Raw genomic sequence first — 14,041 nt, forward strand, 5'->3', positions numbered from 1 at the left:
CAGGCCGACAATCTACCAGATCTGACAATATTTGACAGATCTCGACAGAAAAATATATTGAGATCAATTATCCGTACGCGGCCCGAAGGGCCCATCACTGATACGCCTGCTGAAGGTCGACCGTGCAATCCCGGCCGATCCGCTCGTAGTTCTCGGCGAGCCAAGCCTGCGCGGCGGCGCGGCCCTTGTCGCGCAGGCGCTTGAACACGGTCCAGCGCGCGTCGAGCTTGGAGGCGGCGTTGTAATCCTCGAGGGCGTCGGTGCCGTCGATCCGGTGCACGAGGACCCGGCGGTACTGGCCCTGGCCGAGGGTGCCCTCCTCGATCAGCCCGTCCAGGAAGTCGATCGCCCGCAATTCGCGCATCAGATTCGCGTTGAACGTGATCTCGTTGAGCCGGTCGCGGATCTCGGCCTCCGTGCGCGGAGTCTCGCGCCGCTCCACGGGGTTGATCTGCACGAGCAGGATGTCGCGGGTCTGGGCGCCGCGGTGCAGGGGGTAGAGCGGCGGGTTGCCGAGGTAGCCGCCGTCCCAGTAGGGCACGCCGTCGATCTCCACCGCCTGGAAGACCGTGGGCAGGCAGGCCGAGGCCATCAGATGGTCGACGGTCAGGCGCTCGCGCTCGAACACCGCCAGCTTGCCGGTCCAGACGTTGGTCGCCGAGACGAACAGGCCCGCCGTGTCGGCCTCGCGGAGGCGGTCGAAATCGACCTGCTCGGCGAGCGCCTTGCGCAGCGGATTGATGTTGAGCGGGTTCGACACGTAGGGGCTCGGCGCCAGCATCTTGGCCCAGAACTCGGCCACCGGGTTGCCCTTCCACAGGCTGAACAGGCCGCTCACGAGGTTGCGCTGGGCCGGCCCCAGGTCGCCGTCGAGGCTGACCTCGCGCCAGAATCGCTCCAGACCCTCGCGGGCCCCGTCCGGGCCGCCCTTCAGCCAGCCATCCACCAGGACGACGGCGTTCATCGCCCCGGCGCTCGCCCCCGTCACCGCCTCGAAGCCGAGGCGGCCGTCCTCGATGAGCGCGTCGAGCACGCCCCAGGTGAAGGCGCCGTGCGCGCCGCCGCCCTGGAGGGCGAGCGCCACCGGCTTCTCGAACTTGGGCCCGGCGAGCGCGGGGCCCGGCACCTGCGCCGGCTGCGCCTCGATCGCGTCGGTGACGGGCGATTCGGGAACGGCGGTGGCGGGGTTGTGCGGCTCGGCGCCACCGAATTGCTCGCTCATGTCGGCCTCCTGATCCACCACACAGATGGGATGCTGCGATGCAGCATCAACCGTGCGACGGGATCGCGGCGGGGTGTCCGCCCCGCGCCGGCACCTGTCCCGGCCTGAGCGAATCGGCAACAGAGTCCGACGAAAACCGGCTGGCGACGGCGGCGGGTGCCTCCGGGACGTGCAGGAAACTCGACATCCGCGCCCGGATACGACATGACAGCCGCGATGCTGTCCTGCGCGATGCTGCCCCGCGCGGCGCCGGGTTGACGCGGCGCCGGGTCGTCCGCAGCTAACCCGCGGCAGCCCCGAAGTTCCGGCGAGGCGTGTCCCCGGGACCGGCCCGGCAGCCGTCACGGCTCCGGCACCCGCGAGGCGCGCCCGCGAAAGTCCACGATGGAAGTCATGGAAGCCACCCGTTCCGAGAACCCCGCCGACAACCCGCTGGCCGGCGGCGGACCGGAGATCGCCGGCCCCGCCCCGCGCCACCGCACCGTCGGCGTCACGGTCGGCGAGGGCGAGGGCGCGGTCACCGTCGGCGGCGGCGCCCCGATCGTCGTCCAGTCGATGACCAACACCGACACGGCCGACATCGACGCCACCGTGGCGCAGGTCGCCCAGCTCGCCCGGGTCGGCTCTGAGCTCGTGCGCATCACGGTCGACCGCGACGAGGCGGCGGCCGCGGTGCCGAAGATCCGCGAGCGCCTCGACCGGATCGGCGTCCACGTGCCGCTGGTGGGCGACTTCCACTACATCGGCCACAAGCTGCTCGCCGACCATCCGGCCTGCGCGGAGGCGCTGGCCAAGTACCGGATCAACCCCGGCAACGTCGGCTTCAAGGACAAGAAGGACACGCAGTTCTCGGCGATCATCGAGCAGGCGATCAAGCACAACAAGACCGTGCGGATCGGCGCCAACTGGGGCTCGCTGGACGGCGAGCTGCTCACTCACCTGATGGACGAGAACGCCAAGGCGGCGCGGCCGATCGACGCCCGGGCGGTGATGCGCGAGGCGATGGTCCGCTCGGCGATCAGCTCGGCCGACCGCGCCGTGGAGCTCGGCCTGCCGCAGAACAAGATCATCCTCTCGGCCAAGGTCTCGGCGGTGCAGGACCTGATCGCCGTCTACCGCGAGGTGGCGCGCCGCTCGGACTACGCCATCCATCTCGGCCTCACCGAGGCCGGCATGGGATCGAAGGGTCTCGTGGCCGCCTCGGCCGCCATCGGCGTGCTGCTCCAAGAGGGGATCGGCGACACGATCCGGTACTCGCTGACCCCCGAGCCCGGCGGCGACCGGACCGTCGAGGTCAAGGCGAGCCAGGAACTCCTGCAGACCATGGGGTTCCGCACCTTCGTGCCGATGGTGGCGGCCTGCCCGGGTTGCGGCCGCACGACCTCGACCACGTTCCAGGAACTCGCCCGCGATATCCAGAACTGGATCGTCACCTCCATGCCGGAGTGGAAGAAGACCTATCCGGGCGTCGAGGGGCTGAACGTGGCCGTGATGGGCTGCATCGTGAACGGCCCGGGCGAATCGAAGCACGCCGATATCGGCATCTCGCTGCCCGGCACCGGCGAGACCCCGACCGCGCCGGTCTTCATCGACGGCAAGAAGGCGATGACGCTCCGCGGCCCGACGCTGGCCAAGGACTTCGAGACGATCGTGATCGACTACATCGAGCGCCGATTCGGCCAGGGCGGGAACCGCACCGCCGCCGAGTGACGGGCGGGCCGACGCGCAGGTCCCGCGAGACGGAGACCGCGTCGCCTCCCGCCGTCGCTCCGGGGCGCCGCGCGTCCCGTTAACGTCGGCGGGGCGGCCCGCCGTGCCGAGACCCAGCTCCGCGTTCTTCGCGGGTGCACACGGTTTCCGGGCGCACGAGGGCATGATAGCAAGGCCGCACGATCCCGCGAGCGGTCGGCCCGGTGGCCGGCCCGCACGGTTCGGCGGAGTCTTCGCGTTTTCTGCCCGGCCCCGACTGGCCCCTGAGCCGAACCGCGAAGCGCCGGCCACGCCCGAGCTTCCGACATCCGCATGAGCCAAACCTTCGCACCCGGCGTAGCCCCCCAGCCCGCGCCCGCAGCCCCCGACGCCGCGCGCGCGGCCGCCCAGGCCGCCGACGAGACCGGCGCCCTGGCGCCGACGCACGGGCCGGCCACCGCCGGCAGCCTCGACGCCCCCGAGAAGGCCGAGACCCAGCACGGCCATGCTGGGTTCTGGACGCTGCTGGTCGGCTCCGTCGGCGTCGTCTACGGCGATATCGGCACCAGCCCGCTCTACGCGTTCCGCGAGGCGCTGGTCCCGGCCCGGACCGACGGCATCCTGCTGCCAGAAGAGGTGATCGGCACCGTGTCGCTGATCCTCTGGGCCCTCTTCATGATCGTGACGGTCAAGTACGTCGCGATCCTGCTGCGCATGGACAACAACGGCGAGGGCGGCATCCTCTCGCTGATGGCGCTGGCCCGGAAGGCGCTCGGCGGCTCGCGCATCGTGTTCATGCTGGGGCTCCTCGGCGCCTCGCTGTTCTACGGCGACGCGGTGATCACGCCGGCGATCTCGGTCCTCTCGGCGGTGGAGGGCCTGAAGCTCGTCACGCCCGCCCTCGACGAGTACGTCCTGCCGATCACCGTGGTGATCATCGTCGCGCTGTTCCTCGTGCAGAACCGCGGGACCGGGAAGGTGGCGGCCTTCTTCGGGCCGGTGACCGTCGTGTGGTTCCTCGCCATGGCGCTCGCGGCGCTGCCGCACATCACCCTGCACCCGGAGGTGTTCCGCGCGCTCAATCCCTGGCACGCCGTGCACTACCTGCTCGGCCACGGCAGCGGCGCGCTGATCGCCCTGGGGGCGGTGTTCCTGGCGGTGACCGGGGCCGAGGCCCTGTTCGCCGATCTCGGCCATTTCGGCCGCAAGCCGATCCAGGTGGCCTGGATCTGCCTCGTCTTCCCGGCGCTCGCCCTCAACTATCTCGGGCAGGCGGCCCTGGTGCTGGAGAAGCCAGACACGGCCGATCCGTTCTTCCAGCTCGTGCCCGCCTGGGGCCTGCTGCCGATGGTGGTGCTCGCCACGATCGCCACCGTGGTGGCGAGCCAGGCGGTGATCACCGGCGCCTTCTCGCTGTCCCGGCAGGCGATCCAGCTCGGCCTGCTGCCGCGGCTGGAGATCCGCCACACCTCCGAGTCGCATGCCGGCCAGATCTACCTGCCGCAGATCAACGCCCTCCTGATGTTCGGCGTGGTGCTGCTCGCCGTGCTGTTCAAGACCTCGTCGTCGCTGGCCTCGGCCTACGGCATCGCGGTGACCGGCACGATGCTGCTCACCGCCTCGCTGACCTTCCTGGTGATGTGGCGCATGTGGAAGTGGTCGCCGGTCGCGGCGGCCGCCGTGATGCTGCCCTTCATCGTCCTCGAGTTCCTGTTCCTGCTCTCCAACCTGATCAAGGTCGTGGAGGGCGGCTACGTACCCCTGCTGCTCGCGGGCGGCCTCATCATCCTGATGTGGACCTGGGTGCGCGGAGTGACGATCCTGTTCAACAAGACCCGCAAGACCGACGTGCCGCTGGTCGAGCTGGTCGGCATGCTGGAGAAGAGCCCGCCCCACCACGTGCGCGGCACCGCGGTGTTCCTGACGAGCGATCCCGAGATCGCCCCGGCGGCGCTCCTGCACAACCTCAAGCACAACAAGGTGCTGCACGAGAAGAACGTGATCCTCACCGTCGAGACGGTGGACACGCCGCGCTCGAACGAGGCCGACAAGGTGCGGATCGAGCCGGTGGGCCCGCATTTCTACAAGGTCGTGATGAAATTCGGCTACATGGAGACGCCGAACATCCCGAAGACGCTGGTGCTGCTGCGCCGCCAGGGCTTCAAGTTCGACATCATGGCGACGTCGTTCTTCCTGTCGCGCCGCTCGATCCGGCCGGCGGCGCATTCCGGCATGCCGCTCTGGCAGGACCGGATCTTCATCACCCTCGCCAAGAACGCCAACGACGCGACGGACTTCTTCCAGATCCCGACCGGGCGCGTGGTGGAGGTCGGGACGCAGGTGACGGTCTGAGGGCCGCACGCTGGTGTAGATCGGCGGAAGAGCTTATCTACATCGTGCCCGAGGGCCGACCGCATGCCGATCAACGTCAACAATCCCGAGGCCGACGCGCTGACACGCCGGTTCGCCGCCCTGGTGGGAGTCGGCATCACCGAGGCGATCGTCATCGCCATGCGCGAGGCGATCGAGCGCCGCCACCGGGAGGAGTCCCCGCGGGAGACCGCCGCACGGGTGCGCCAGAAGCACGGGGTTGCGCTCAGCGAGACCGCCCGCGTGCCTCTCGCGCGGGACGCGTATGACGCGATGTGGGAAAGCGCCTGATGTTCGTGGATGCGTCCGCGATCGTGGCCCTGCTCGCCGACGAGCCCGAGGCCGAGCGGATCTCCACGGCGCTCGCCTCGGCACGCCAGTGCAGAACGTCGCCCGTTGCCGTCCTCGAAACGGTGCTGGCCCTCGCGCGGCCCGACAAGTTCGACATGACGGTCGAGGCGGTCGGGCCGATCGTCCTCGAATTTCTGGAAGCCAGGGGCATCGAGATCTGCGACCTGCCGCCGGCCGTCGAGACGACGGCGCTCGCCCTGTCCGCCGCGCATCGATACCGGGCCGGCCGCCACGGCCTCAACCTCGGCGATTGTCTCCACTACGCGGCGGCACGGTTCTACCGCACGCCGATCCTGGCCACGGCCGACGAGTTCCGCAGGACGGATCTGGAGACCGTGCCGTGACGGTCTGCGACCGACGTGCCTCGGTTGCATCCGGAATGGGTCAGTGCCAGGGGCTCTGAGTTGGACGCGAAACGCCGTCCTCGCGAGCGAAACGCCTGAGGATCGACACGCTATGTCGGGGCGTAACGATGCGTTCGCGCTTCGAACCAACCGCGGCCACGGCGCGCGGCTGACCGGGCTGCCGGCCTGAATCGACCCGCCCGCGCCTCCGCATCGATGGTCGCCCATGTGCGCCGCCGCACGCGGCATGCCCGGGGCGCAGAGGCTCGGGGATGACCGGCCGCGTCCCCGCGTTGCGCCGACCCCGCCGCGTGCCTTAGAATATTTATTATTCTGAGCTTGAGCGTTCGCCCCGCGGCCTGTCCGCACCGGGGAACGTGAGCCGGCTAAGCCGGCCGAGGCCCCCGGCCCGGCTCGGACCCGACTGATCGCCGCTCCGGCGCCGCCAGACAGGACGCAACGATGATCAAACTCACCGTGAACGGGGCTGCGCGCAGCTTCGACGGCGACCCCGACATGCCGCTGCTGTGGTACCTGCGGGACGAGCTCGGGCTCACCGGCACCAAGTTCGGCTGCGGCGTGTCGCTCTGCGGGGCCTGCACCATCCATCTCGGCGGCGCGGCGACCCGCGCCTGCATCACGCCGGTCTCGGCGGCCGCCGGCCAGGAGGTCGTGACCATTGAGGGTCTGTCGCCGGACGGCAACCATCCCGTGCAGGTGGCGTGGCGCGACCAGAACGTCGCCCAGTGCGGCTTCTGCCAGTGCGGCCAGATCATGCAGGCGGCCGCCCTCCTCAAGGACACGCCGAAGCCCACCGACGACGACATCGACACCACGATGAGCGGCAACATCTGCCGCTGCGGCACCTACCCGCGCATCCGCGCCGCGATCCATCAGGCCGCCGGCCAGACTGCGCCCGCCAGTATGGGAGAGCGCCTGTGATCCACGACGCCAAGCTCACCGCTGAGCGCGCCGCCGGCACCACGCCGGCCCTCGACAATGTCAGCCGCCGCGGCATCCTCGGCGGCGCCGGCGCCCTGGTTCTGGCCCTCTCGCTGCGCCCGGCCCGGGCCGACGAGACCCAGACCAAGGAGCAGAAGGAGCAGAAGTTCGGCGCCGACGGCATGCCGCACGGCTGGCGCGACGACCCGAAGGTCTTCGTCGCCATCGCGCCGGACGGCACCGTCACGGTGACCAACCACCGCTCCGACATGGGCCAGGGCATCCGCACCTCTGTGGCCTTCACGGTCGCCGACGAGCTGGAGGCCGACTGGGCGAAGGTGAAGGTCGTCCAGGCCTGGGGCGACGAGAGCCGCTTCGGCAACCAGGACACGGACGGTTCGCGCTCGACCCGCCACTTCTTCCAGCACTTCCGCCACGCCGGCGCCGCCGCGCGGCTGATGCTGATCCAGGCGGCGGCCAAGCAGTGGGGCGTGCCGGCCTCCGAGGTGACGGCCGTCAACCACACGCTGACCCACGCCAAGTCGGGCCGCACCCTCGGCTACGGCGCGGTCGCCAAGGCCGCCGCCGAGCTGCCGGTGCCCACCGACGTCAAGCTGAAGGATCCCAAGGACTTCCGCTACATCGGCACCGGCAAGGTCGGTCTGATCGACAACTTCGACATCACCACCGGCAAGGCGGTCTACGGCCTCGACACCAAGCTCGACGGGATGCTGTACGCGGTCGTCGCGCGCCCGGCCGTCTACGGCGGCACGGTGAAGTCCTTCGACGACAGCGAGGCCAAGAAGGTCCCGGGCGTCGTGAAGATCCTCAAGATCGACGCCACCCCGATCCCCTCGGAGTTCATGCCGCTCGGCGGCGTCGCCGTGGTGGCCAAGAACACCTGGGCGGCCCTGAAGGCCCGGGACGCGCTCAAGATCACCTGGGACGACGGCCCGAACGCCGGCTACGATACCGACGCGTTCCGCAAGGAGCTGGAGGCCGCCGCGCGCAAGCCCGGCAAGGTCGTGCGCACGCAGGGCGACGTCGACGGCGCCATGGCCAAGGCCAAGACCAAGGTCCAGGCCGAGTACTTCGTGCCGCACCTCGCCCAGGCCCCCATGGAGCCCCCGGCTGCGGTAGCCCGGGTGAAGGACGGGTTCTGCGAGGCCTGGGCCTGCGTCCAGGGTCCGCAGGCCGCCAACGACCGCCTGATGAAGGCGCTCAAGCTGCCCGACGACAAGGTCAAGGTGAACGTCACGCTGCTCGGCGGTGGGTTCGGGCGCAAGTCGAAGCCCGATTACGTGGTCGAGGCGGCGCTCTGCTCGCAGGCCGTCGACGGCGCGCCGGTGAAGCTGGCCTGGACCCGCGAGGACGACCTCCACCACGGCTTCTACCACACGATCTCGGTGGAGCGGCTGGAGGCCGGCCTCGACGACAAGGGTATGCCGGTGGCGTGGCTGCACCGCTCGGTGGCGCCGACGATCGGCTCGATCTTCGCGCCCGACCCGAAGCACGAGCTGCCGTTCGAGCTCGGGATGGGGCTGGTCAACACGCCGCTCGACATCCCGAACATGCGGCTGGAGAACCCCGAGGCCGTCGCGCATGCCCGCATCGGCTGGTTCCGCTCGGTGTCGAACATCCCGCACGCCTTCGCGATCCAGTCCTTCGTGTCGGAGCTGGCGCACGCCGCCGGCCGCGAGCCGAAGGAGTACCTGCTCGCGCTCATCGGACCCGATCGCAAGATCAGCCCGACCGAGATCGGCGACGTCTGGAACTACGGCGAGGACCCGAAGCGCTACCCGATCGAGACCGGCCGCCTGCGCGGCGTGATCGAGGCGGCCGCCAAGGGCGCGGGCTGGGGTCGCCAGATGCCCAAGGGCACCGGCCTCGGCATCGCCGGCCACTACAGCTTCGTCACCTACACGGCGGTGGCGGCCGAGGTGGAGGTCGACGACAAGGGCCAGGTCCAGGTGAAGGCGATCGACATCGCGGTCGATTGCGGCCCGCAGGTCAACCCGGAGCGCATCCGCTCGCAGATGGAGGGCGCCGTGGTCATGGGGATGGGGCTCGCCCTCACCTCCGAGATCACCTTCAAGCAGGGCCGGGCGGTCCAGAACAACTTCGACGGCTACGAGGTCCTCCGGATCGACGCCGCCCCGAAGGCGGTCCGCGTGCACTTGGTGCCCAGCGGCCGCTGGGACGGTCCCCTCGGCGGCGTCGGCGAGCCCGGCGTGCCGCCGGTGGCGCCGGCCATCGCCAACGCGATCTTCGCGGCCACCGGCCGGCGGGTCCGGCAATTGCCGATTCGCGATCAGCTGAGCGCCTGAACCGTCACCCGTCGCGAGGCGTTGGGGCCGTGGGGAAACCCGCGGCCCCATTCTCTTGGAAAGTACTCGACCCGATGATGCGTCCCGCCCTGACGGCCTGCCTGACCCTGATCCTGACGGCGGCCCCCGCCCTCGCCTCGCCCTGCGGCGACCGGATCGAGGGCGTCTCCAAGCGGGTCCAGTCCGAGCTGACCCAGTCGATCTCCGCCTCGACCAGCGGCCAGGGTAACGCCGCCAAGCGCGGCGGCGAGGGTGTCACCGGGACGGAGGGCCAACGGGCGAACGAGTCGCCGCAGGCGCCGCCGGAGAAGTCGGCCCAGGCCGGCCAGGGCGCGGACGCCGCCCAGCAGGCGAAGGTCGCCCTGGAAGAGGCGCGCACGGCGGATCAGAAAGGCGACGCGCAGGCGTGCGAGGCGGCGCTCACCCGCGCCGAGCAGCAGCTGAAGAAGGCACCCTGAGGGCTGATACGCTTCCCGGTTATCCACTTCTGTCCCACCGTCTTTGCGAGCGGAGCGAAGCAACCCAGGGTCACGCCAAGCCTTCCGAGGTCGCGCTGCCCTGGGTCCCTTCGTTCATGATGACGGAGCGCGTCATACCCCAGCCTCCGTCAGGCCCGAGCCGGCCCGTCACGGTTGGCTCAGGGCCGGCCGCGAGGGCGATTCGATCCGCGTGACGTACGTCCGGGGAGAGCCCCGTCACCGGCCCAGCGCGCTGATCTCGATCACGAATTTCCGCCGCAGCGCCCGCGAGAAGTCGCCGTAGCCGGCGGCCGCCAGCAGGAAGGCGCCCGGGCCTCCGATGACGTGGGCGCGGTACCACTGCTCCAGGCTCGTGCGCGCCGGCGGCAGTGGGGTCGGGAGCAGGCCGTAGCCGGGCGCCCGGTAGGCCCCGGCCCCGACCACGTCGTTCTCGCCCGGCACCAGGATCGGCAGGCCGTTGACCGTCGCGCCGGTGTCGAGCAGTGACCGGTGCGCCTCCGCGAGGGTGTCGGCGTCGGTGCAGTTGTCGATCCCGTCGCCGGAGACGTCGACCACCACGCGCTCGGCCGGGACCGGCAGCGCCGGGAGCACGGCGGCGGTCACCGTGCGGAACATCTGGCCGAGGCAGGTGAACTCGCCCGCCTGACGCGGGGTGGCTCGGACCAGCGCGGCGGCGGCGGCCGCGTCGGCCCGGCCGGCGATCCGCCGCCAGCCGACCGCGAGGGTCGCCCGGTCGGCCCAGGTCACCATCGCGAACAGGATCCCGCCCGGGTTGCCGGTGATCGCGCCGAGGACCGACGGGTCCTCCAGGGCCTCGGCGATGCCCTCCATCTGCAGCCGGAAGCGCGCGTCGTCGACGGATTGCGACACGTCCACGGAGACGACCAGCGCGGTGGCGACGCTCTCGGGCGCGGCCTGAACGGGCTCGGGTGTGGCGGACGCGAGCCCGAGGAGCAGGAGGCCGGCGCCCCGCAGCACGCCGCGGCGGATCCGTCGCGAACCCGTCCGCATCATCGGCCTCGGCGCTCCCGGAAGGCGCGGCCCTGCGGCCGCCGCGCATCCGTTAGGCCACGTTTCGGCGTCGCGCGAAACCGGCCTTTCGGGGGGCCCGCCGCGCGGACCCACCCGTCGGACCGACGCGCCGCGGGGCAGGCCCGGATGCGCGTCGGCAGGGTGTGGTTCGGGCGCGAAGCCCGGCCCCGGTGAGGAAGGTTTGCTCCGGCGGCGGTGGCCCGCTCATCTCGGAGGTTGCTCGTCCTCCGGCCCCGTCCCTGGGCCGGCCGCGGGGTCGTCGAGGGCGGCCTCGGCCGCCCCGGAAGCTGCCTCAGGCCGCAGCGGCGGCGAGGGCGTGCGGGTTGCCGTTCAGGCCGGCGCAGAGATCGTCGATCTCGGCGAGGTCCAGCGCCTCGCCGGCCCGGCCGGCGATGGTGTCGATCAGATGATCCTGACGGGGGTCGAACGGATGACCCTGCATCCGGTAGAACTGGTAATAGCGCAGTGCCGCCAGGACGGTGTCACGCTCGCGGTCGGTTACGGTGAAGTGCTGCATGGGTAGTTGCTTCCCCTTGTGGCTTCAACGAACGCTCGGGTAGGCCGCGACGCCGATCCCGAGCTTGACTGTTGTAACCCGTGGGCAACTGCCCGACCAGTTCTTGACAGCTCGCGCCGATGTGATTCGCGTCATTTAAGATTTTGATCCTGGCCCGGTCCGGCGGATCACGGGCCGAGAAACCCCGCTCGCGCAACAGGTTGGCGAGCCCGACGGCGAACACCGCGTGGTCGACCCCGTCCGCGGCCGGTCCCGAATCCCCGCCGCCGGCCGGTCGCCCCGCTAGAGGCCGAGCTCGTCGAGGTAGCACGGCAGCGCGACGCTCGCCGGCCCGTAGCGGGTCGCGTCGAAGGCGTCGGCGTTGTCGGACGGCTCCAGGTTGACCTCGCAGGTCGGGATACCGAGGGCGCGGGCCTGCCGCACGTAACCGGCCGCCGGGTAGACCGCCCCCGACGTGCCCACGGCCACGAACAGGTCGGCCTCGGAGAGCGCCGCCTCGATCGCGTCGCGGTGCATCGGCATCTCGCCGAACCAGACCACGTCCGGCCGCAGCCGGCCCGGAGTGCCGCAGGTGGGGCAGCTGTCCGCCCGGCTCAGGTCGGCGCGCCACGGGATGACCGCGCCGCAGGCGCAGCAGCGCGCCTTGAGCAACTCGCCGTGCATGTGGGTGACCGCGCGCGAGCCGGCCCGCTCGTGCAGGTCGTCGACGTTCTGGGTGCACAGGAACAGCCGCCCGCCCCGGTCGGCGCTCCGCGCCTCGGCCCGCGCCAGAGCGAAGTGCGCGGCGTTCGGCTGGGCCGCGACCACGCCGCGGCGGCGATGGTCGTAGAAGTCGAGCACCGTGTCGGGATCGGCCGCGTAGGCCTCCGGTGTGGCGAGCTTCATCGGGTCGAACCGCGCCCAGATCCCGCCGCGGTCGCGGAACGTGCCGAGCCCGCTCTCGGCCGAGACGCCGGCCCCGGTCAGCACGAAGATCGTCTTGGGATGGTCGCTCACGCGCGGCTCCTGTTCGCCCGAGAATGGCCGGATATGTCCGCTCGTTGGCGGTACGGTTTCTTTCCCTTCGAGTCTGCCGGTGAATGCTGCGGCTCGCTTCACCGAACGGGAGACTTGAAATGTCCGATGTTGCGCTGCTGGTCATCGATGTCCAGGAATCCTTTCGGCACAGGCCCTTCTGGAACGACGCCGATGTCCCGCCCTTCACCGCGCGCCTGCAGGCGCTCATCGACGGCGCCGCCGCGCGGCGGATCCCGGTCCTGCAGGTGTTCCACGTGGCCGAGAGCGGACCGTTCGCCATCGCCTCCGGCCAAGTCCGCACCCTCGAGCCGATCGTGATCGCGCCGACGGCCACGTTCCACAAGCGTCGGCACAGCGCCCTGGTCGATAGCGGCCTGTCGGGCTGGCTGACGCAGCACGGCATCCGCCGGCTGATCGTGTCGGGCATCCGGACCGAGCAGTGCTGCGAGACCACGGCCCGCCACGCCTCCGACAGCGGCTGGCAGGTCGACTACGTGACCGAGGCCACCCTGACCTTCGCCATGACCCACCCGGACGGCCGTCGCTTCGGCGCGGACGAGATCAAGGCCCGCACCGAGCTGGTGCTGACCGACCGGTTCGCCCGGATCGCCACCGTGGATCAGGCGCTGGCCGGCCCGGACCTGCCGGTCGCCGCGTGAGCGGGGCGGCGCGGCACATCCCGGTCCTGGTGGTCCTGCCGCCGCGCGCGCTGCTGCTCGACCTCGCCGGCCCGCTGGAGGTGCTGCGGATCGCCGGCACCGTCCAGGACCGGGTCGGCTTCGCGGTGGCGTACGCGGCGCCGCGGGCGCTCACCCGCTGCTCGATCGGGCTCGACCTGGGCGGTGCCGGACCGTTGCCGGAGACGGTGGCCGACGGGACGGTCGTGCTCCTGCCGGGCTCCGCCACGCAGGTGCTCGGCGACGGGCCGGCCGGAGCGGCCGACGCCGACGCGGAGGCCGAGATCGTCGCGTGGCTGCGCGGCGCGGTCCGGCCGGGCCACATCGTGGCGACCGTCTGCGAGGGCGCGCTGCTCGCGGCGCGGGCCGGGCTCCTCGACGGCTACGCCTGCACCACCCACCATGCCAGCTGCGACCGGCTGAGGGCGGCGGCCCCCGAGGCCCGAGTCCTGGACAACCGCCTGTTCGTGCAGGACCGCGACCGGTTCAGCAGCGCCGGCGTCACGGCCGGCATCGACCTGATGCTGCACCTCGTAGCGGAGTGGGCAGGCCCGGCGACGGCGGTCGCCGTCGCGCGGACGCTCGTCGTGTACATGCGGCGCGGGCCCGACGATCCCCAGCTCTCGCCCTGGCTCGAGGGGCGCAGCCATCTGCACCCGGCGGTCCACCGGGCCCAGGACGCGATCGCCGCCGACCCGGCCCGGGACTGGTCGCCGGCGCTGCTCGGCCGGGTCGCGGGCGCGAGCCCGCGCAACCTCGCGCGGCTGTTCCGGCTCCACGCCGGCATGACCGTGACGGACGCGGTCAACCGGTCCCGCGTCGCGCTGGCCCGGGATCTGATCGCGCAGAGCGACCTCGGCCTGGAGCGGGTCGCCGAGCGCGCCGGCTTCGGCTCCGCCCGGCACATGCGCCGCGTCTGGCGGCAGTTCCACGCAGCGGCGCCGTCGCGCCTGCGTGCCGGACCCGCGGACGGGGCGTCCGCGCCGGTCCGACCGAGGCACCCCGCTAGACACCTGTCCTTGCGAGCGGAGCGAAGCAATCCAGGGTAGCGCTCCGCTTTCCGGTGTCGCGCGC

The 14,041-nt window shown here is 71.3% G+C and carries 13 protein-coding genes; 9 read left to right on the forward strand and 4 right to left on the reverse strand.

The window, feature by feature from the left end; all coding sequences use genetic code 11:
* Positions 1 to 94: 94 nt before the first annotated feature.
* Positions 95 to 1,222, reverse strand: a complete 1,128-nt coding sequence (locus ACLBYB_RS21855; RefSeq protein ID WP_091681822.1) for a patatin-like phospholipase family protein — start codon at positions 1,220 to 1,222, stop codon at positions 95 to 97.
* Positions 1,223 to 1,606: 384 nt separating this feature from the next.
* Between ACLBYB_RS21855 and ispG the strand changes: the two genes are divergently transcribed.
* From ispG to ACLBYB_RS21890, 7 genes are all read left to right on the forward strand, one after another.
* Positions 1,607 to 2,932 (forward strand): flavodoxin-dependent (E)-4-hydroxy-3-methylbut-2-enyl-diphosphate synthase, encoded by a 1,326-nt coding sequence (ispG, locus tag ACLBYB_RS21860; protein WP_447700030.1) that lies wholly within the window; start codon positions 1,607 to 1,609, stop codon positions 2,930 to 2,932.
* A gap of 312 nt (positions 2,933 to 3,244) precedes the next feature.
* Positions 3,245 to 5,263, forward strand: a complete 2,019-nt coding sequence (locus tag ACLBYB_RS21865; protein WP_447700031.1) for a potassium transporter Kup — start codon at positions 3,245 to 3,247, stop codon at positions 5,261 to 5,263.
* Between the two features lie 63 nt (positions 5,264 to 5,326).
* Positions 5,327 to 5,572: a type II toxin-antitoxin system VapB family antitoxin gene (locus ACLBYB_RS21870; RefSeq protein ID WP_447700032.1), complete on the forward strand. Its 246-nt coding sequence runs from the start codon at positions 5,327 to 5,329 to the stop codon at positions 5,570 to 5,572.
* On the forward strand, positions 5,572 to 5,976 hold the full coding sequence (locus ACLBYB_RS21875) for a type II toxin-antitoxin system VapC family toxin (RefSeq protein WP_447700033.1): 405 nt from the start codon (positions 5,572 to 5,574) through the stop codon (positions 5,974 to 5,976). The genes ACLBYB_RS21870 and ACLBYB_RS21875 overlap by 1 nt, the downstream gene beginning before the upstream one ends.
* A 462-nt stretch (positions 5,977 to 6,438) precedes the next feature.
* Positions 6,439 to 6,918, forward strand: a complete 480-nt coding sequence (locus tag ACLBYB_RS21880) for a (2Fe-2S)-binding protein (protein WP_447700034.1) — start codon at positions 6,439 to 6,441, stop codon at positions 6,916 to 6,918.
* Positions 6,915 to 9,245: a molybdopterin cofactor-binding domain-containing protein gene (locus ACLBYB_RS21885; protein WP_447700035.1), complete on the forward strand. Its 2,331-nt coding sequence runs from the start codon at positions 6,915 to 6,917 to the stop codon at positions 9,243 to 9,245. The genes ACLBYB_RS21880 and ACLBYB_RS21885 overlap by 4 nt, the downstream gene beginning before the upstream one ends.
* A gap of 74 nt (positions 9,246 to 9,319) precedes the next feature.
* Complete coding sequence (locus tag ACLBYB_RS21890) at positions 9,320 to 9,703, forward strand: hypothetical protein (RefSeq protein WP_020093846.1); 384 nt, start codon at positions 9,320 to 9,322, stop codon at positions 9,701 to 9,703.
* Positions 9,704 to 9,940: 237 nt separating this feature from the next.
* Here the strand turns inward: ACLBYB_RS21890 and ACLBYB_RS21895 are convergent, their stop codons facing one another.
* The 3 genes from ACLBYB_RS21895 to ACLBYB_RS21905 form a co-directional block, all read right to left on the reverse strand.
* Complete coding sequence (locus ACLBYB_RS21895) at positions 9,941 to 10,735, reverse strand: DUF1194 domain-containing protein (protein ID WP_447700069.1); 795 nt, start codon at positions 10,733 to 10,735, stop codon at positions 9,941 to 9,943.
* Between the two features lie 313 nt (positions 10,736 to 11,048).
* Entirely contained in the window at positions 11,049 to 11,273 is a 225-nt protein-coding gene (locus tag ACLBYB_RS21900; RefSeq protein ID WP_012320868.1) for a hypothetical protein, read from the reverse strand.
* 282 nt (positions 11,274 to 11,555) lie between these two features.
* Positions 11,556 to 12,269, reverse strand: a complete 714-nt coding sequence (locus ACLBYB_RS21905) for an SIR2 family NAD-dependent protein deacylase (protein WP_447700036.1) — start codon at positions 12,267 to 12,269, stop codon at positions 11,556 to 11,558.
* Positions 12,270 to 12,388: 119 nt separating this feature from the next.
* On the opposite strand from ACLBYB_RS21905, the gene ACLBYB_RS21910 reads away from it, so the two are divergent.
* Together ACLBYB_RS21910 and ACLBYB_RS21915 are read left to right on the forward strand one after the other, a co-directional pair.
* Positions 12,389 to 12,949: an isochorismatase family protein gene (locus tag ACLBYB_RS21910; protein ID WP_447700037.1), complete on the forward strand. Its 561-nt coding sequence runs from the start codon at positions 12,389 to 12,391 to the stop codon at positions 12,947 to 12,949.
* A complete protein-coding gene (locus ACLBYB_RS21915; protein ID WP_447700038.1) occupies positions 12,946 to 14,016 on the forward strand; it encodes a GlxA family transcriptional regulator in 1,071 nt (356 codons plus the stop codon). Before ACLBYB_RS21910 ends, ACLBYB_RS21915 begins: the two co-directional genes overlap by 4 nt.
* Positions 14,017 to 14,041 lie beyond the last annotated feature (25 nt).

This window comes from Methylobacterium sp. D54C (genome assembly GCF_053345595.1).